18 protein-coding genes and 1 riboswitch are annotated in these 16837 nt (G+C 56.8%); of the genes, 7 read left to right on the top strand and 11 right to left on the bottom strand.

Going from position 1 to position 16837, the window contains the following annotated elements; genetic code table 11:
* Positions 1-224 precede the first annotated feature (224 nt).
* The 4 genes from W822_RS39695 to W822_RS39680 all read left to right on the top strand — a co-directional run bounded on the left by W822_RS39695 (position 225) and on the right by W822_RS39680 (position 3600).
* A complete protein-coding gene (locus W822_RS39695; protein ID WP_024006297.1) occupies positions 225-620 on the top strand; it encodes a DoxX family protein in 396 nt (131 codons plus the stop codon).
* A gap of 259 nt (positions 621-879) precedes the next feature.
* A complete protein-coding gene (locus W822_RS39690; protein WP_024006296.1) occupies positions 880-1686 on the top strand; it encodes a DODA-type extradiol aromatic ring-opening family dioxygenase in 807 nt (268 codons plus the stop codon).
* Positions 1687-1870: 184 nt separating this feature from the next.
* Positions 1871-2731, top strand: coding sequence for a DMT family transporter (locus W822_RS39685; RefSeq protein WP_024006295.1), 861 nt, complete (start codon positions 1871-1873; stop codon positions 2729-2731).
* A gap of 65 nt (positions 2732-2796) precedes the next feature.
* Positions 2797-3600 (top strand): exodeoxyribonuclease III, encoded by an 804-nt coding sequence (locus tag W822_RS39680; protein WP_024006294.1) that lies wholly within the window; start codon positions 2797-2799, stop codon positions 3598-3600.
* Between the two features lie 8 nt (positions 3601-3608).
* Here W822_RS39680 and W822_RS39675 read toward each other — a convergent pair whose 3' ends face one another.
* From W822_RS39675 to W822_RS45940, 6 genes are all read right to left on the bottom strand, one after another.
* A complete protein-coding gene (locus tag W822_RS39675; RefSeq protein ID WP_024006293.1) occupies positions 3609-4883 on the bottom strand; it encodes a c-type cytochrome in 1275 nt (424 codons plus the stop codon).
* Positions 4880-5770, bottom strand: a complete 891-nt coding sequence (locus W822_RS0123885; protein ID WP_024006292.1) for a c-type cytochrome — start codon at positions 5768-5770, stop codon at positions 4880-4882. The genes W822_RS39675 and W822_RS0123885 overlap by 4 nt, the downstream gene beginning before the upstream one ends.
* Positions 5771-5782: 12 nt before the next feature.
* The gene (locus tag W822_RS39670) at positions 5783-7060 is read right to left on the bottom strand and encodes an AmpG family muropeptide MFS transporter (protein WP_024006291.1); all 1278 of its coding nucleotides are present in this window, start codon (positions 7058-7060) and stop codon (positions 5783-5785) included.
* Positions 7057-7677 carry a methionine biosynthesis protein MetW gene (gene metW / locus W822_RS39665; protein WP_024006290.1) on the bottom strand — a complete coding sequence of 207 codons (621 nt, stop codon included), beginning with the start codon at positions 7675-7677 and terminating at the stop codon, positions 7057-7059. Before metW ends, W822_RS39670 begins: the two co-directional genes overlap by 4 nt.
* The gene (gene metX / locus W822_RS39660) at positions 7674-8870 is read right to left on the bottom strand and encodes a homoserine O-succinyltransferase MetX (RefSeq protein ID WP_024006289.1); all 1197 of its coding nucleotides are present in this window, start codon (positions 8868-8870) and stop codon (positions 7674-7676) included. Before metX ends, metW begins: the two co-directional genes overlap by 4 nt.
* Positions 8860-8938: riboswitch (SAM riboswitch) on the bottom strand. It overlaps the preceding gene by 11 nt.
* A gap of 36 nt (positions 8939-8974) precedes the next feature.
* Positions 8975-9478, bottom strand: a complete 504-nt coding sequence (locus tag W822_RS45940) for a hypothetical protein (RefSeq protein ID WP_155848186.1) — start codon at positions 9476-9478, stop codon at positions 8975-8977.
* 117 nt (positions 9479-9595) lie between these two features.
* On the opposite strand from W822_RS45940, the gene gshA reads away from it, so the two are divergent.
* A complete protein-coding gene (gene gshA, locus W822_RS39655; RefSeq protein ID WP_031243172.1) occupies positions 9596-11140 on the top strand; it encodes a glutamate--cysteine ligase in 1545 nt (514 codons plus the stop codon).
* 12 nt (positions 11141-11152) lie between these two features.
* Complete coding sequence (locus W822_RS39650; protein WP_024006286.1) at positions 11153-12244, top strand: aromatic ring-hydroxylating dioxygenase subunit alpha; 1092 nt, start codon at positions 11153-11155, stop codon at positions 12242-12244.
* A 37-nt stretch (positions 12245-12281) separates the two neighbouring features.
* On the opposite strand, the gene W822_RS39645 is transcribed toward W822_RS39650, so the two are convergent.
* From W822_RS39645 to W822_RS39630, 4 genes are all read right to left on the bottom strand, one after another.
* A complete protein-coding gene (locus W822_RS39645) occupies positions 12282-13058 on the bottom strand; it encodes an ABC transporter ATP-binding protein (RefSeq protein ID WP_031243171.1) in 777 nt (258 codons plus the stop codon).
* A 1-nt stretch (position 13059) separates the two neighbouring features.
* Positions 13060-13770 carry a histidine ABC transporter permease HisM gene (gene hisM, locus W822_RS39640; RefSeq protein WP_024006284.1) on the bottom strand — a complete coding sequence of 237 codons (711 nt, stop codon included), beginning with the start codon at positions 13768-13770 and terminating at the stop codon, positions 13060-13062.
* Positions 13767-14453 (bottom strand): ABC transporter permease, encoded by a 687-nt coding sequence (locus tag W822_RS39635; RefSeq protein WP_024006283.1) that lies wholly within the window; start codon positions 14451-14453, stop codon positions 13767-13769. The genes hisM and W822_RS39635 overlap by 4 nt, the downstream gene beginning before the upstream one ends.
* Before the next feature lie 144 nt (positions 14454-14597).
* Positions 14598-15374 (bottom strand): lysine/arginine/ornithine ABC transporter substrate-binding protein, encoded by a 777-nt coding sequence (locus W822_RS39630; protein ID WP_024006282.1) that lies wholly within the window; start codon positions 15372-15374, stop codon positions 14598-14600.
* Between the two features lie 185 nt (positions 15375-15559).
* On the opposite strand from W822_RS39630, the gene W822_RS39625 reads away from it, so the two are divergent.
* Entirely contained in the window at positions 15560-16696 is a 1137-nt protein-coding gene (locus tag W822_RS39625) for a DUF2817 domain-containing protein (RefSeq protein WP_051401823.1), read from the top strand.
* 71 nt (positions 16697-16767) lie between these two features.
* Here the strand turns inward: W822_RS39625 and W822_RS46800 are convergent.
* A partial coding sequence (locus W822_RS46800) for an IS3 family transposase (protein ID WP_367379367.1) occupies positions 16768-16837 on the bottom strand: 70 nt, incomplete at its 5' end.

Genomic DNA, 16837 nt, shown 5'->3' with positions numbered 1-16837 from the left:
TTACGTCGCAAATGAGCAGCAACGATCATTTCCTTACAGGAAACATATCATCAATAATATCAGTATTTATTTCCCTATCGAATACGATTAAACTGTTTTACACATTATCCGATGCCGCCCAATGCTGCAAATTGATCGTTCAATTGTGATTTTCTGCAATTACATATACAGTCACATGAGGCGTCCGCCGTATCGGTACTTATCAGATCACTAAAGGATTACTCATGAAAACAGACCATCTCGTTCCCTACGCCCTTGCCCTTCTTCGTATCGTCTCAGGCTACACCCTCATGCTGCATGGTACGGCCAAATATTTCCACGTACCCCATATTGAGATGTTCGACAACCTGCAGGCGCTCTCCATGCCCGGCATTGCAGGCATGATCGAACTGGTTGCCGGCATTTTGCTCATTCTCGGTCTGTTTACCCGCTCCGCTGCCTTTATTGCTTCCGGCATGACTGCCGTGGCTTATTTCTATGCCCATGCCCCGCAGGGCAACGGCCTGTTCCCGCTCATGAATGGTGGTGAAACAGTCGTGCTGTACTCCTTCATTTTCCTGTTCATTGCCGCAGCCGGTTCTGGCGCCTTCAGCATCGACAATAATCGTCGCAAGCTGTAATCGGCCATTGTTGTAAACGAACAATCGGGCGCAGGCAACAGCCTGTTGCGTGCGCCCTTCCTGCACAAATCAGTCTGGCGATACCTGTCCCGGCTGTCTGCCGGCAAATAGCGCAGCAACATGCTCTCCCTTTTTTAACGTGTTACGCCCCTTGCGGGTGCGACGGCCTGCGGCCCCACCAGCGGCCTTTTCACTGACGGAGAATCCGTCACAGCAGGTCGATTGCCGGTCTGCCCATTTTTAAGTTACGGAGGTCATCATGACAATGCCAGTTTATTTTATTTCGCACGGCGGCGGTCCCTGGCCCTGGGTCGAGGAGTGGCAGTCCATGTATGCCGCGCTGAACCAATCGCTCCAGCACTTACCGTCAGAACTGCCAGCCACCCCCAAAGCCGTGCTGATGGTTTCCGCCCATTGGATCACAGACGAAATAACCGTCGGCACGGGCGCGCAGCCCGGAATGCTTTACGACTATTACGGCTTTCCGGAACATACCTACTCGGTACAATATCCGGCACCCGGCGATCCGGCCCTGGCAGCACGCGTAGAAGCGCTGCTGCAGGCGGGCAATGTATCTGTCAGGCAGGACGCGCAGCGCGGTTTCGATCATGGTGCATTTGTGCCCATGGCAGTGGCCTTCCCCCAGGCTACGATTCCCATGGTGCAGCTTTCGATTCGCGCAGACTTTGACCCGCAGTTTCATCTGCAACTGGGCGCACTGCTGGCACCACTCAGAGACGAAGGCGTGCTCATCATCGGCAGCGGCCTGAGCTATCACAATTTGCGGCTGCTGGATGAACGCGGCGCGCAGCCCTCGGCGCAATTTGACGCCTGGCTGCAACGCATCGTTGTCCAGAGCACTCCCCAGGAGCGTGTGCAGGGCCTCGCAGACTGGGAGCAGGCGCCATCGGCCCGACTCGCCCATGCACGCGAAGACCATTTGATTCCCCTGATGGTCGCGGTCGGCGCCGCAGGTGGCGACCCCGCAGCGCTGTCTTACCATGAACGTCACGCTTTTGGATCCATTACCGCATCCAGCTTCCGCTTCGCTCAGCCAGACGCATAAGACAGGCCAGGTCACTCCGTGTCGGGCTGTATCGTTCCGATCGCGACACCAGCGTGATCGTCGGCATTTGACGGTCGCCTGATGACAGTGCTCACCTGGATTGTGACAGCACCCGCCCCGGTTCGCTTGCCAAATACAGGCCTGACCTCCACAATACGGTTTTTTCCTATTTGAACGAAACATCATGACACCGCGGCAGCATGGGCTGGCGAGCGCGCATATCGCCGCCGTCTTTTTTGGACTTACCGGCGTACTGGGGCATATCATTGTCGCCCCGGCCATGACCATCACCTTCGGACGGGCACTGTTTGCCATTATCGCTCTGTGGGCAGTTGCCTTCTACCTGAAGACGCCTCTCATCAAGGGGTTGCAAAGACGCAGCATTGTCTCGCTGTTGTGTTCGGGGATCGCCCTTGCCATCCACTGGGTCACTTTTTTCATTGCCGTCAAAACCGGCGGCATTGCGATTGCCACCCTCGGGTTTGCCAGCTTCCCCGCATTTATCACACTGCTTGAAAGACTGGTTCTCAAAGACCAGGTCAATCTCATCGACTGGCTTCTGGTAATCTTGGTCATCAGCGGCCTGATCCTGGTAACCCCGGCGATTGACCTGAACAATGCAGGCACGATCGGCCTGTTCTGGGGCATTCTGTCTGCTATCACGTTCGCAACGCTGGCCCTGATCAATCGTACGCTTGGCGGGCTGAACGCCATCCAGGTCGCCTTCTGGCAGAATCTGGTCGTGATGCTGCTGTGCCTGCCCCTGGGCCTGAGCGGTATGTTCGTCCTGTCCGGTGACAGCCTGCTCTGGCTGATCGTACTTGGCGTCATGTGTACTGCGCTATCGCATTTTCTGTTCGTCCATAGCCTGCGCAGCATCACCGCCCGCAGTGCCGGGCTGATCATTGCCCTCGAACCGGTGTATGCCATTGCATTTGCCATGATCCTGTTCAACGAACAGCCCACACTGCGCATGGCGCTGGGCGCGATACTGATTATTGCCGCCGCCGTGTGCCCAAGAAAACAGCCCGGACATGCCGCCTGACCGCAAGCCGCGGGCGCCAGGCGCGTACAATAGCCCATACGCCGACTCTATTAAAAGGATTCCCCGTGCTTCGTGTCACTTCACTCAACGTTAACGGTTTGCGTTCTGCATTTCGCAAGGGCCTGGCGCCCTGGCTTGAAAAACATAATGCAGATGTCGTCTGCCTGCAGGAAATCAAAATCCAGGATGCCGACCTGATTGACGAACTGCGCCATCCGCTGAACTACACCGGCTACTTCTGCCATGCCGAGAAAAAAGGCTATAGCGGCGTGGGCCTGTATCTCAGGCACGATGCCCAGGTCAACGCCGGCATGGCCTGCGAGGAATTCGACCGCGAAGGCCGGATCCTGCGCGCCGACTTCAAGGACCTGACCATTATCAGCGCCTACCTGCCTTCAGGGTCCAGCGGAGAAGAACGGCAGGCAGCCAAATTCCGTTTCCTGGATCACTTCGGTCCCTGGGTCGACGCCATGATGGAAGACTACAAAAAAACGGGCCACAACTATATTATTTGTGGCGACTGGAATATTGCGCACAAGGAAATCGATCTGAAAAACTGGAAAGGCAATCTGAAAAACTCCGGCTTTACGCCAGAAGAGCGTGCCTGGATTTCAGATGTGTTTGACCGGCGCGGCTTTGTGGACGTATTTCGCAAGGTGAACGCCGAGCCCGACCAGTACACCTGGTGGAGCAACCGCGGACAGGCCTGGGCAAAGAACGTAGGCTGGCGTATTGATTACCAGATCGCCACGCCGGGCATCGCCGACAAAGCCATGGCAACGTCCATCTACAAAGATGAGCGCTTCTCGGACCACGCGCCGCTGACCATCGATTACGACTGGAAGTTGGCGCCCTTCGTCGCCAAATAGCCCGAACGTCAATCGATATTGCGCACGCGGTTGACGCTGCGCTGATTGACGCCGCCTGACTGGTTGCTCCAGGTATTGCGAATATATGTAGCCGCCGCCGCAATTTCCAGATCGTTCAGAAAGTGCCTGAAGGGCGGCATACCGTAAGGCTGCGGCGTTTTTTCGGTGGTCGGCGTAAAGCCGCCATCCATAATGACGCGCAGCAGGCCGGTCACATCCTGGCCGCGCACCAGGCTGTTGCCATCCAGCGAGGGCCAGGCGTTATCCAGCCCGGTGCCATCGGCCTGATGACAGGCAGCGCAGTATTGCCCGTAGATTTTCTTACCCATTGAATACAGGGTATCGTTGACTTCTCCCGTCGAGCCGCTCTTCAAGCCCGCGGCCGGCAGCGACTTCAGGTAGACAGCAATATCGCTCACGTCCTGCCCGTTCAGATACTGCACCCCACGCAAGGCCTCACTCATGGGCCCCACAACGGCGCCATGCGCCGATAAGCCCGTCAACAACAGATCCGCAATATCCTGCTCGCTCCAGTGGCCCAGGCCACCATCGGTATCGCCTGTCAGCGCAGGGGCATACCAAATGCCGTCGGACATTTTTCCACCCTGCAGCGACCGGCTTACATCCATTCCCCCCAGACGATTACGAGGAGTGTGACACTCTGCGCAATGGGCAATGCCGTCCACGAGGTGGCGCCCCCGCAAGGGCGCGTCGTCGGAGGCCGGTGTTTGCGCCACGGCATCGGCAGGCCGGAAATACAGCGCACGCCAGAACGCCAGCAGAAAACGCATATTGAACGGTGTGCGCAGATCGTGCGCCGGCGCCTGGCGATCACTTGCAGGCAGCGTTTTCAGATAGCTGAAAATCGCATCCGAATCGGCACGACTCAAATGCGAGTAGCTCTGGTACGGAAAAGCCGGGTATAGCAGCGAGCCATCGGGAGCCTTGCCGTTATGCAGTACCTGCCAGAAGTCATCGGCGCTCCAGCGGCCAATGCCCTTTTCCGGATCAGGTGTGATATTGGGTGCAAAGAACGTGCCGAATTGGGTTTTCAGCCCGCTGCCTCCGGAAAATTCGGGGGTATTCACCGCAGTATGGCAGCCCACGCAATTGCCAATCTGGGTCAAATACTTCCCGCGTGCAACCACTTCGGAAGAGGCTTTGCCACCGGTCAGGGTCGAGGCGACAAGCACGCCGTCACGCGAGCCCAGCCAGAACAGGCCGCCGGCTACCAGAATGCCAATCACCACGATCGCGGCCACTGCGCGTATAAACCATTTCATTGCCGTGCTCCCGATTCATTCTGAATACCACAGACGACCGGCGTCCTGGCCGCGGCATTAATCTTGTCTGGCGTGCCCGGGTCCTGCACAGCCAGCCAGGCCGACACCGCCTGTACTTCGGCAGAGGTCATTTTCCTGGCAATCTCTCCCATGCAATCGGGGTCTACGGAATGACGAATACCATACTGCCAGGCGCCCATCTGTGCCGTAATATATTCATTGGTCAGGCCGGTCAGCCCCGGAATCGCCGGCTGCATGCCTTTCAGGTTCTCGCCATGACAGGCAACACAGGCAGGGATATTGCGATCATGAGCGCCATGGCGTACCAACTGCTCACCCTGCTTCAGAATGTCCGGAGACACGTTCAAAGGAGCAGAGGGTGGATATTCAGGCTTCTGCTGGCTGAACCAGACCGCGATTTCATGCAGATAGGCATCGGACAGGGTCACCAGTAGCCGCTGCATGGGCAGATACTCGCGCCGCCCTTCCCGAAAACGCAGTAACTGTTGATATAAATATTCTGCGGGCTTGCCGGCAATGCGCGGATAAAAGGCGTCGGCGCCCTGCACACCAGTCGCGCCGTGGCACATGGTACAAGCCGCGACACGTGCCTGCAGGGATCCAGGCACACCCACCGGAACCCGGTTTTCACCGTTATCCGGGTTGGCCGGCATGGCAGGCGTCACCTTGGGTTCAACCGTGGCGCCGTCCGCGCCGGGTATCCTGGCCGGATCGGCTGCCCCTGCCGGCGTCGTCGAGATCGACTCAGTCGGCTGCCCGCCCGCAGCGGGTTCCGGCTGCGAGGGGGTCTGCGCCATCGCCGACAGGGTCAGCGTACAGGACAAAGCCAGCATTCCCTGAGCCGCTCTTTTGATCGTCACATTCATTACTGACCTCGTTCAATCCGCTGCAGATGTCCGAACCGCCGGCGAAGGGTCTTTTTCCAGCCCTTTGATTTCGGCGCGCATCAGCCACAGGACAAGCAGTCCTGGCAGCGCAATAAAAAAAGTAAACACAAAAAACAGCGGCCAGCCATAGGCCTCTACAATCGGCGGCGTAAGCGGTCCGGCCACAAACACCCGTCCCACTGCAGACAAGGCGGACAACAGCGCAAACTGACTGGCGGTAAATTGCACATGACATAACGCCATCAGCAAGGCCACAAACGCAGCCGTGCCCAGACCACCGCACAGGTTTTCGAAACCCACGCCCAGCGCCATCAGCGGCAAGTGCTGGGGGTGCAACGCGATCATCGTATACATCAGATTTGACAGCGCCTGCAGCAGGCCAAACAGCATCAGCGACCGATACAGCCCCAGTTTACCCATGATTCCACCGCCGATCAGTGCCCCCACAATGGTCGCGATCACAGCAAGTATTTTATTGACCGTGCCGACCACTTCGGGTGAGAAGCCCGCCCCGCGAATCAGAAATGTGGTCGAGAGCGCACCGGCAAAGGCATCACCCAGTTTGTAAAGCACAATCAACGCCAGAATGCTGAGTGCGCCCTTGCGTGAAAAAAACTCCTGAAAGGGCACGGTAAAAGCATCATAAAGTGTGCGCGGTGCGTCATTGGCACCCGTCACCTCCGGCTCGGGCGCCAGCCAGGTCAGGACGGCCGCGCCGAACATCAGCAGGCCCATGAGAATATACATGCTGCCCCAGCCCGTCCATACTGCAGCCAGCCAAATCGCCAGGCCGCCCGACGCAATCATTCCCACACGATAGCCCAGGGTACGGATCGCCGCACCGGCAGCACGCTCTTCATGACGCAGCACATCAGCACTATAGGCATCAAAGGCAATATCCTGTGTCGCCGACAGAAAGGCCACCAGTGTCGCCAGCGCCGCGAGCCAGAACAAAGACCGGGACGGGTCCAACAGGCCCATGCCGCAAATCGCCAACCCCAGGAAAATCTGCGACAACGCCATCCAGCCGCGCCGCCGTCCCAGAAAGGGCGGCATATAACGGTCAATCAGCGGTGCCCACAGAAACTTGAAGGTATAAGCCGCTCCCACCAGCGTCAGAAAGCCGATTTCCTTGAGCGGTACATCTTCAACCGTGGCCCAGGCCTGCAGCGTACCGCCCGTCAGGGCCAGGGGCAATCCGCTGGCCAGACCCAGCAGCAGTAGCGGGTAAACACGCGGACTCAGGTAAGGGCGGATCAGATTGATCATGATGCCGGCTTTCTGTCAGTTTCAAAATGATAGACCGCCAGGGTGCTTCGCAGACTGGGCATCAGTGAAATCTCGGTCTCGTCGCGGAACGTGGCCCGTTCAAGAATTCGGAAACCCAGACGCGTTGCCAGGTCCTCGAAATCCTTCAGCGTACACAAGTGAATATTGGGCGTGTTATACCATTCGTAGGGCATCTGGCCCGTAACGGGCATGCGTCCGTTCAGAATGGACAGGCCGTGCGTCCAGTGACCGAAGTTGGGGAACGACACGACGCCATAGCGCGCAACGCGTCCCATCTCTTTCAGGATATGTTCCGTGTTCACCACTGCCTGCAACGTCTGCGACAGCACAACCGTATCGAACTGGCCGTCATCGAACATGGCCAGCCCGTCTTCCAGGTTTTGCTGTATGACTCGCACACCCTTGTTGACGCAGGCGATGACCAGCGCATCTTCTTTTTCCACGCCCACGGCGGTCACGCCGCGCCGGTTCTGCAAATGCGCAAGCAACGCACCATCGCCGCAACCCAGGTCAAGTACCCGGGAATCATCGCGAACCCAGCCCGCAATACGCAACAGGTCTGCCCGTACTTTTTTCTGTTCAGTGTGTGTCGTCATGCTGCGTCCTGCACAAGTTCTGCCGATTCCAGGTTCAGGCTGGCCGCGATACGTTGATAGTAGGCCCTGACCACCGCATGATAGCGCGGGTCATCCAGCAGGAATGCATCGTGCCCATGCGGTGCATCGATTTCGGCATAGGTGACCTGTTGACCATTTTTCAGCAGCGCCTTGACCAGCTCGCGGGAGCGCTCTGGCGGAAAACGCCAATCGGTCGTAAAAGATACCGTCAGGAACTCGGCCTGTGCCGGCCGCAAAGCCTCGGTCAGATCACCGCCGTGCCGGCCGCCCGGGTCAAAATAATCCAGCGCGCGCGTAATCAGCAGATAAGTATTGGCATCGAAATAACGGGAAAACTTCTCGCCCTGGTAGCGCAGGTACGATTCCACTTCGAATTCGACATCATAGCCAAACCGGAAGCGGCCATCTTCAGCAGGATTACGCTGAGTGCGGCCAAATTTTTCTGCCATATCATCATCGGACAGATAGGTAATATGCCCGACCATGCGTGCGACCGACAGGCCGCGGGCAGGCACGGTATCGTATTCGTAATAATTTCCGCCGTGAAAATCCGGATCACTGATAATAGCGCGGCGGGCCACTTCGTTAAACGCGATATTCTGTGCCGACAGGCTCGTCGTACTGGCAATGACCACGCAGTGCGCAATGCGTTCAGGCAGATCAATGGCCCAGCTCAGCGCCTGCATACCGCCCAGCGACCCGCCCATGACCGCAGCGAACCGCGCAATACCGAAATGATCCGCCACTCTCGTCTGGGCGCTGACCCAGTCTTCAACAGTGACGACCGGAAAGGCAGCGCCCCAGGGTTTGCCGGTAGCAGGATCAATGGAGGCCGGGCCTGTCGAACCAAAGCACGAACCCAGGTTATTGATGCATATCACAAAGAAAATATTGGTATCTAGCGGTTTGCCCGGTCCCACCATATTGTCCCACCAGCCGATATCTTTTTCATCGGTGGCTGACACGCCGGCGGCGTGATGCGAGGCGTTCAGGGCATGGCAGACCAGCACGGCATTGCTGCGTTGCGCATTGAGCCTGCCATAGGTTTCCACGGCAAGGGTATACGAGGGCAGAATCTGGCCGCTGCTGAGCGTAAGCGGTTCATCGAACTGAAGAAACTGGGGCGTCACCACGCCCACAGACTGCTGTGAAGTAGAATTTTGTGAGACCATACGGACCTATTTAGCGGGATTTTTGAGGCGCCCGCAAGCGGATCAGACAAATCGGCGCCAACCTTTACGACATTGTATCATTTAAAAAAACATCGGGCAGACGGCTACTGGAGCGCCATACCGTTCAAAAACTCGTCTGCCACCGGTTCGCTCAGCGTGTCGTCCTGCCCTGCCGCATAGGCCTGCACGATCACGCCCTTGCCGGCAAAGACCTTTACATACACACTGGCATTCTGGTTGCCGACCGCCTTTCTGAATGTCAGCTTCTCGCCAAACGCCGGCAGCGGTTCGGGTGCCGGTTCATTCATACTCATATAGACCGACCGCAACAGTGCCTCGCCCGCTTTTTGCGAACTGGCCTCGTCCTGTTTTCCTTCCGGCAGCACGCTGTAGACGACGGCAAAGACCTGGTCGTCCACCAGCGCCATGTCCATGGTAAACGGATAATTCACCCCTTCAATTTCAGTGGTGCGCGACTCGCTGCGGGGCTTGTCCGGGAAGATGGCTTTCAGGTGCCCACCCGCCGTCGTCACTTCACGCCAATCGTATTTTGGCGAACATCCTGCCAACAGGACCACGAAAAAAACAAGAGCCAGACGTTTGATCACCTGCATCACCTAAATTAATTAATCCGAAACAAACCGTTTAAAACTGAAAAGCAGCGGAACTCCCTTAAAATCAGCAATTATTGATTTCAAGATACCTCAGGACGACTTGTGCAGCGCATGACCACACTACAGCAGCATCGAGACTCGCTAACTCATATTCTACGCGGAATCGAACGCGAAGGGCTGCGGATTGACCGCGACGGCGCGCTGGCCACGACGCCGCACTCCACCCTTCTGGGCTCGGCGCTGACCCACCCGAATATCACGACCGATTATTCGGAATCGCTGATCGAACTCATCACAGGCACGCATACCTCGATAGATGCGTTGCTTGAAGAGCTGACCGATGTACACCGCTTTGCAACGCGCCAGTTTCCGTCAGAAAGCATCTGGATGCAATCCATGCCGGGCCATTTGCCGCCCGATGCGCAAATTCCTATCGCCACCTACGGCACGTCCAACAGCGGCACGCTGCGTAATGTCTACCGTCGCGGCCTGGCCGAACGCTATGGACGCGCCATGCAATGCATTGCCGGACTTCACTACAACTTCTCCCTGCCCGGTTCACTCTGGGAGGTTCTCGGACTTGAGGGCGAAACCGAGACAGAACGCCAGTCCATCGGCTACATGGGTCTGATCCGCAATTTCACTCGCTATAACTGGCTGCTCATGTACCTGTTTGGCGCATCGCCCGCGGTTCCCCGCTCGTTTCTGGGAGACCGCCCGCACCCGTTGCGCGAGCTGGATCACGACACGCTGTATCTTCCCTATGCCACCAGCCTGCGCATGAGCGATCTGGGGTACCAGAACGACGCACAGTCCGGACTGAAGATGTGCTACAACGATCTGTCCACCTTCGTCAGAAAAATGTACCACGCCGTCACCCAGCCCTGGCCGGAATATCAGGCGATCGGCACACATCGCGATGGCCAGTGGATCCAGTTGAACACCAATGTCCTGCAGATCGAAAACGAATATTATTCGACCATTCGCCCCAAACGTACGACGGGCCGGGGCGAACGGCCCATCACCGCTCTGATGGAACGCGGCATCGAGTACGTCGAAATCCGCTGCCTGGATGTCGACCCCTTCAGTGCCGTCGGCATTTCAAATGCAACCTGTCATTTTATGGACGCGTTTTTGCTGTTCTGTGCCGTGCATGACAGCCGCCTGTTCCCTTACGACGGTTTCTGTGAAGAAAGCCAGGCCAACTTCACCGATGTGGTCAATCGCGGACGCGATCCCTCATTGAGGTTGAGCAGCAACGGCGAAGACATTTCGATTCCCGACTGGGGCAACCAGTTGCTGGATCAGATCGCCCTGTATGCCAAGGAACTGGATATCGTATTCAGCACCACCCAATACAGTGCCGCCATTCAGGAACAGCGCCACAAGCTGGACGATGTATCGGCCACCCCATCGGCGCGTATCCTGCAGGAACTGCGGGAAAGCGGCCTGAGCTTTGCCGACTACACACGCGTGCAAAGTCAGCGCCTGACCGATGAGTTGCGCTTTGGCGAACTGTCTGCCGAAGCAGAGCAGAAATTGCGGCAAAGCGTCAGAGTATCGCTTGAGGAACAGGCTAAAATAGAGGCATCCGACAACGAAAGCTTTGACGAATATGTCGAACGCTATATGGCAGCCCTGAAACGGCCGGAATAAACGGAGATTTTCATGTTTCTGAAGAATGCATGGTATGTCGCGGCGTGGAGCCAAGACATCAGCCATGAGCTTTTCCCATTGCAATTGCTTAACGAACACCTGGTGTTCTATCGTCAGAAAAATGGCCAGGTTGTCGCCCTTGAGGACGCCTGTCCGCACCGCAAGCTGCCGTTGTCCATGGGAAGGCTGATCGACGATGCGATCGAGTGCGGCTATCACGGCCTCACCTTCAACGGCCAGGGCACCTGTATTTTCGCGCCCGGTGCAAAAATCCCACGCGCCGCCACGGTCAGGCACTTTGCCGTGACCGAAAAATACGGGCTGGTCTGGGTCTGGATGGGTGATGCGCAACAGGCCGATCCTGCTCTCATTCCGCACATTGCCGAGTACGGCGACCCCGACTGGGGCACCAATCAGGGTGACGCCATGATTGTGGAATGCAATTACCTGTACATGACCGACAATCTGCTGGACCCGTCCCACGTCGCGTGGGTGCATCGCAGTTCCTTTGGCAACAGCGCCTGTGAAAACGAGCCGCTGACCACGACTGTCATGGACAATGGCGTCATCGTGTCACGCTGGATGCACGACACCGAGGTCGCACCCTTCTACGCCAAATTTGTCAGGTTTTCGGGCAATTGCGATCGCAAGCAGCATTACGAAGTACGCTATCCATCGCACGCCATTATCAAGGCAGTCTTCACTCCGGCCGGAACGGGCGGTGACGATGCGCCGCGGCATCCCGACGTGTTCCTGATGGACTCCTATAATTTCCTGACGCCGGTCGACGACAAAACCACTCGCTACTTCTGGTTCCAGCTACGGAATTTCAGTCCGAATGATCAGGCCATCTCTGCCCAGTTCGCCGAAGGCGTGCGCAAGGCGTTTGAAGAGGACAGGATCGTGCTGGGTGCGGTTCAAAAAGGCATGGATAATCGCCGCACGCCGTTCATTAACCTTAAGCTGGACGGCGGCCCGATCAAGTTCCGCAAGGGACTCCAACGCCTGATTGAGCTGGAGCAGCAGTCACAACCTGAAGCCATTGCGAATAACAGGCAGACTATTATTCCCATTCAGGAAACGGCCATCGCCCAGCCGGACTGATAGCAAGCAGCGGCACGCTCATGCGCCTGCCGCCATGCTACTTCAGATTGCCGGCCAGAAAGGTTGCCAGGCGGGCGCTTCGGGGTTTCAGGAGAATTTCCCCGGGAGGGCCCTCCTCTTCCACCACGCCCTGATGCAAAAACATGACCTGACTGGACACCTCACGCGCAAACGCCATTTCGTGCGTCACGATGATCATGGTGCGGCCTTCTTCAGCCAGTTTCTGCATGACCCGCAGCACTTCACCCACCAGCTCCGGATCCAGTGCAGAAGTCGGTTCGTCAAACAGCATCACCTCGGGTTCCAGGGCAAGCGCACGCGCAATAGCCACGCGTTGCTGTTGCCCGCCAGACAAATGCATGGGATATTTCCTGAGCGTATCCAGGTTCAGGCCAACCTTGAGCAGATTGCTTTCCGCACGCGCCAGCGCTTCCGGGCGCGATATACCCAGCACATTGACCGGCGCTGCGGTAATATTTTCCAGCACCGTCATATGCGACCACAAGTTGAAATGCTGGAACACCATGGACAGGCGGGTGCGCATATATTGCAGTTGTCGGCGATCCGCCGCCACCAGCGTGTTATTGCGTTGCACTGTACGCAGCTCTTCACCGTGTACGAAAATGCGTCCAGAATCAGGTGTTTCCAGAAAGTTGATACAACGCAACAGCGTACTCTTGCCGGAGCCGCTGGAGCCGATGATACTGATCACGTCACCCTTGTTGGCCAACAGCGATACGCCCTTGAGCACCTCATTGCTGCCGAAACGTTTGTGAATATCCTGGACGCGTAAATTTTCCATGGCAATTGTCATATCAGTGCGCGGCGGGTTTCAGAAAACCCAGCCATTTTTTTTCGGCCTTGCGAAACAGCGCCACCAGCACCATTGCCAGGGCTGCATACAGAATAGCGGCGATACCAAAGGCAGGCAGCGAGTTGAATGTCGCGCTGTTGACATCGCGCGCCACTTTCAGCAATTCGGGCACGGTTGCCGTGAATGCCAGGGACGTGGAATGCAAAACCAGAATGACTTCGTTACTGTAAAACGGCAAGGCACGCCGAAAGGCAGAGGGCAAAATGATCTTTGTGTACAGCCTGAAGCGGGAAAAGCCAAAAGCCTGCGCGGCTTCGATCTCACCATGCGGGATTGCGCGAATCGCTCCCGCCAGCACTTCGGTCATGTAAGCACAGGTATTGATGGTGAAGGCCAGAATAACACAGTTGAAACCATCCCGGAAAAACGTAGCCAGCAACGGTGTCTGGCGCACGATGCTCAGACTGAACAGGCCCGTGTAAACAAGCAGCAACTGCACATAAAGCGGGGTTCCGCGAAACACAAAAGTGTAAATCCGCACCGGCATACTCACCCATCGATTCGACGAACAGCGCCAGATCGCCATGGGAATGGCCAGCACGGTGCCAAACAGCACCGCCAGCAACAGAATCCAGATGGTCATGGCCAGGCCGGTGATGGGAATGCCGAACCCCAGATAAGCCTGCCAGTAGCGCTCAAGGATCTCGCTCACAGACGAACCTCCCGCACCCCGGCAGAGTAACGGCGGTCCAGCCAGGACAACACGATCAGGCTGACCGCCGTCATGCAAAGATAAATGCCCGCGGCAACCAGGTTGAAGAAAAACAGTTGCTGGGTGCTGCGGCCAGCCTGCTGGGTAACCGTCACGATATCAAGCAAGCCGATAATAGACACCAGCGCCGTGGCTTTGATGATGACCTGCAGATTATTGTTCAGACCAGGCAGCGCAAACCGAATGAGCTGGGGCAGCAGGATCAGGCGGAACACCGTCAACGGACTCATCCCCGTCGCATAGCCCGCTTCCAGTTGCCCTTTGGGAACAGATTGAATGGCACCGCGGAATGTTTCCGTCATATAGGCGCCGTAGATGAATGAAAGCGTGGTCACGCCTGCCGAAAAGGCATCCATCTGATATTGCGCCCAGCCCGCCCAGGCACAGATAAAATTGATAAGTTCCTGCAGGTTATAGAAAACCAGCAACATGATCACCAGATCAGGAACACTGCGGATAAGGGTGGTGTAGGCAGTAAAGGGCCAGCGCAAGAGCGGATTGGGCGACAGCTTGCACAAGGCCCCAATCATACCGATGATGATCGAAAAGAGCAGCGTCAGGACAGTCAGCAGACAGGTGGCGAGCGTACCGGCCCATATCTGGGATCCATATCCGTACAGCATCGGGTTCCTTAAATATCGTTATCTATGAAGTGGTCGGGCTATAACGCGACCGGTCGGGCCAGGTGCGCGGTCATATGCACCCTGAAATGCAAACTGCGCGGCCACCGGCAATGTGCCGGACCGCGCAGCACAGTAAGGAAGCGCTTATTCGTGTTCCTTGATACCGTATTTTTTGTAGGTTTCGAGAATTTTTGCGTACTCGCCGTCCTGCTTCATATCGGCAAGCGCTTTATCGATTTTACCCTTGAGTTCGGTATCGTCCTTGCGCAGTCCAATGCCGTTACCATTTCCAAACACCTCGGCGTCAGACACGGGCGTGCCCACCAGCTTGAAATTTTTGCCATCGGCGCTTTCAAAGAAAATCGTTGCTGCCGCAGCGTCCTGAAGAGTAGCATCAACGCGTCCCAGCGCCAGGTCCTGCTTGGCCAGATCATCGTTCTGGTAGGACACCAGATCAATACCCTTGCCTTTCCAGTGCTTGTCGGCATAGGCTGCCTGGGTAGTACCCTGGACAACACCGATCGTTTTGCCTTTCAGGGACTCGGCCGTCGTATCCAGCCCTTCGCTGTTGGCCGGCACCATCAGACGCGTGGAACTGGCGTACATCACATCTGAAAACAGCACCTGTTTCTCGCGTTCCTTGGTAATGGTCATGCCCGAGAGAATAGCGTCGATTTTCTTTGCCTTCAGGGCAGGAATCACGCCATCGAAATTCATGCGAATCCATTCACAGTCCGCTTCAATGCGCTTACAGATGGATTTACCCATGTCAACATCGATACCAACGAGTTCACCCTGCGGGTTGACCGACTCAAACGGCGCAAAAGTGGGATCAATGCCAAAACGCAGTTTGGCTGGAGCTGCATATGCCATCGTCGGCACCCATGCCGCCAGTATGGCCGCAACAAAAAGTTTTTTCATTCCTCACCCCGGGAAACATATCGTAAACAATTGAAGTAGTATAACGCCTTGTTCCTGCTTCACATCTGTGATTGCAAGCAGGTTACAACGCGCGGACACGAGATTTTTACACAAATTTGCCTTCCGCTCGCCGATTTTGCCCGAAACCCTTGTTTTTCCTGCCCTTTCCTGCCGATATTTGCGCCATGACTACCTTCGATCCCGCCGATTTGCCTATTTTCCGTCTGGCCCCAAGCCAGCTGACCTACTCTCAGCTGCGGGCGTCGTTCCTGAAGGCTGCCCACCATCAGGGTGCCCGGCTGCATGCCTACCCGCATCCGCTGAAGGGCGTGGAAAATGAGAACCTTTGTACCGATGTCGCCATCGCCGGCGACCCCGATGCAGAAAAATGGCTCGTCGTGGTATCGGGCACGCACGGCGTGGAAGGCTACTACGGATCCATTTGCCAGACGCGCTTCTTGCTGGAACAGGACGTCAGCCCTGCCGCCGGCGTCGGTATTCTGCTGATCCACCTGATCAATCCCTACGGCACATCCTGGAAACGGCGCGTCAACGAAGACAATATGGACCTGAATCGCAACTACCTGGATTTCAGCCAGCCCTTGCCGGCCAATCCGGGCTATGAAGCGGTACATGACCTGTTTTCCACCGATATCCGTGACCCGCAAAACCGCGAGGCACGGGATCAGCGCTGGCACCAGGCGGTCCAGGAAAAAGGCTATGCGGCACTCATGAATGTGGTGGAAGCCGGCCAGTACCTGCACCGCGATGGGCTGTATTATGGTGGCGACAAGCCGAGCTGGTCCAATCTGACACTGCACCGCATTCTGCAGGATCACCTGCCCGCCCATGCTCGCGAGATCATCAGTTTCGATCTGCACACCGGTGCCGGCGATTTCGGGCATCCCATGCTGATGGCTATCGCCCCTGAAATGTATCCCGGGATCGCGCGCGCCCAGTCCATTTATGGACCCTGGCTGTATACAGTCATCACCGGCGCCGGCAATGCCAGCGACACCGGCATCTCTGCCGCCGCGACCGGCTACACGTCGGCCGCCATGGTCAAGCTTTTCCAGGATCGTACATTCACGCAACTGGTCGTAGAATGTGGCACCTATAACAGCCAGCAAGTGGGGCAACCCGCGCTGCTGGCCGACCATTTTCTGCATCTGTACGGCGATCCGACCAGCGCCGAGGGGCAGGCAATCAAGCAGCGCCTGCTGGACTTTTTCTTTCCCGCCGACCCAGACTGGCAGGCGCTGGTTCAGTTCAGGACCCGCCAGATTCTGGAGCGTGCGCTCGGCGCGCTGCGTAACAGCTAACCAGCTCATCCATACCTGAATTAGACAACGGGCGTCCAGTGAAGTGACCCCACAAAGTTGGACGATTAAAGCTAGGTTTTGAAGGCCTGGGTTCGGTATTGCACCGGGCTCAGGCCATTTAGTTTTGTTTTGATGCGCTGG

It is taken from the genome of Advenella kashmirensis W13003, from assembly GCF_000506985.1.
Classification (GTDB): Bacteria; Pseudomonadota; Gammaproteobacteria; order Burkholderiales; family Burkholderiaceae_B; genus Advenella; species Advenella kashmirensis_A.
Note: the sequence above shows the minus strand (reverse complement) of the source record. Positions and strands in the feature narration are given on the sequence as shown.

Excerpts from the sequence above, each read along its gene's own strand:
- W822_RS39695 (WP_024006297.1), top strand. The coding sequence starts at position 225 with ATGAAAACAGACCATCTCGTTCCCTACGCCCTTGCCCTTCTTCGTATC.
- W822_RS39690 (WP_024006296.1), top strand. The coding sequence starts at position 880 with ATGACAATGCCAGTTTATTTTATTTCGCACGGCGGCGGTCCCTGGCCC.
- W822_RS39685 (WP_024006295.1), top strand. The coding sequence starts at position 1,871 with ATGACACCGCGGCAGCATGGGCTGGCGAGCGCGCATATCGCCGCCGTC.
- W822_RS39675 (WP_024006293.1), bottom strand. The coding sequence starts at position 4,883 with ATGAAATGGTTTATACGCGCAGTGGCCGCGATCGTGGTGATTGGCATT.
- W822_RS0123885 (WP_024006292.1), bottom strand. The coding sequence starts at position 5,770 with ATGAATGTGACGATCAAAAGAGCGGCTCAGGGAATGCTGGCTTTGTCC.
- W822_RS39670 (WP_024006291.1), bottom strand. The coding sequence starts at position 7,060 with ATGATCAATCTGATCCGCCCTTACCTGAGTCCGCGTGTTTACCCGCTA.
- metW (WP_024006290.1), bottom strand. The coding sequence starts at position 7,677 with ATGACGACACACACTGAACAGAAAAAAGTACGGGCAGACCTGTTGCGT.
- metX (WP_024006289.1), bottom strand. The coding sequence starts at position 8,870 with ATGGTCTCACAAAATTCTACTTCACAGCAGTCTGTGGGCGTGGTGACG.
- gshA (WP_031243172.1), top strand. The coding sequence starts at position 9,596 with ATGACCACACTACAGCAGCATCGAGACTCGCTAACTCATATTCTACGC.
- W822_RS39650 (WP_024006286.1), top strand. The coding sequence starts at position 11,153 with ATGTTTCTGAAGAATGCATGGTATGTCGCGGCGTGGAGCCAAGACATC.
- W822_RS39645 (WP_031243171.1), bottom strand. The coding sequence starts at position 13,058 with ATGACAATTGCCATGGAAAATTTACGCGTCCAGGATATTCACAAACGT.
- W822_RS39635 (WP_024006283.1), bottom strand. The coding sequence starts at position 14,453 with ATGCTGTACGGATATGGATCCCAGATATGGGCCGGTACGCTCGCCACC.
- W822_RS39630 (WP_024006282.1), bottom strand. The coding sequence starts at position 15,374 with ATGAAAAAACTTTTTGTTGCGGCCATACTGGCGGCATGGGTGCCGACG.
- W822_RS39625 (WP_051401823.1), top strand. The coding sequence starts at position 15,560 with ATGACTACCTTCGATCCCGCCGATTTGCCTATTTTCCGTCTGGCCCCA.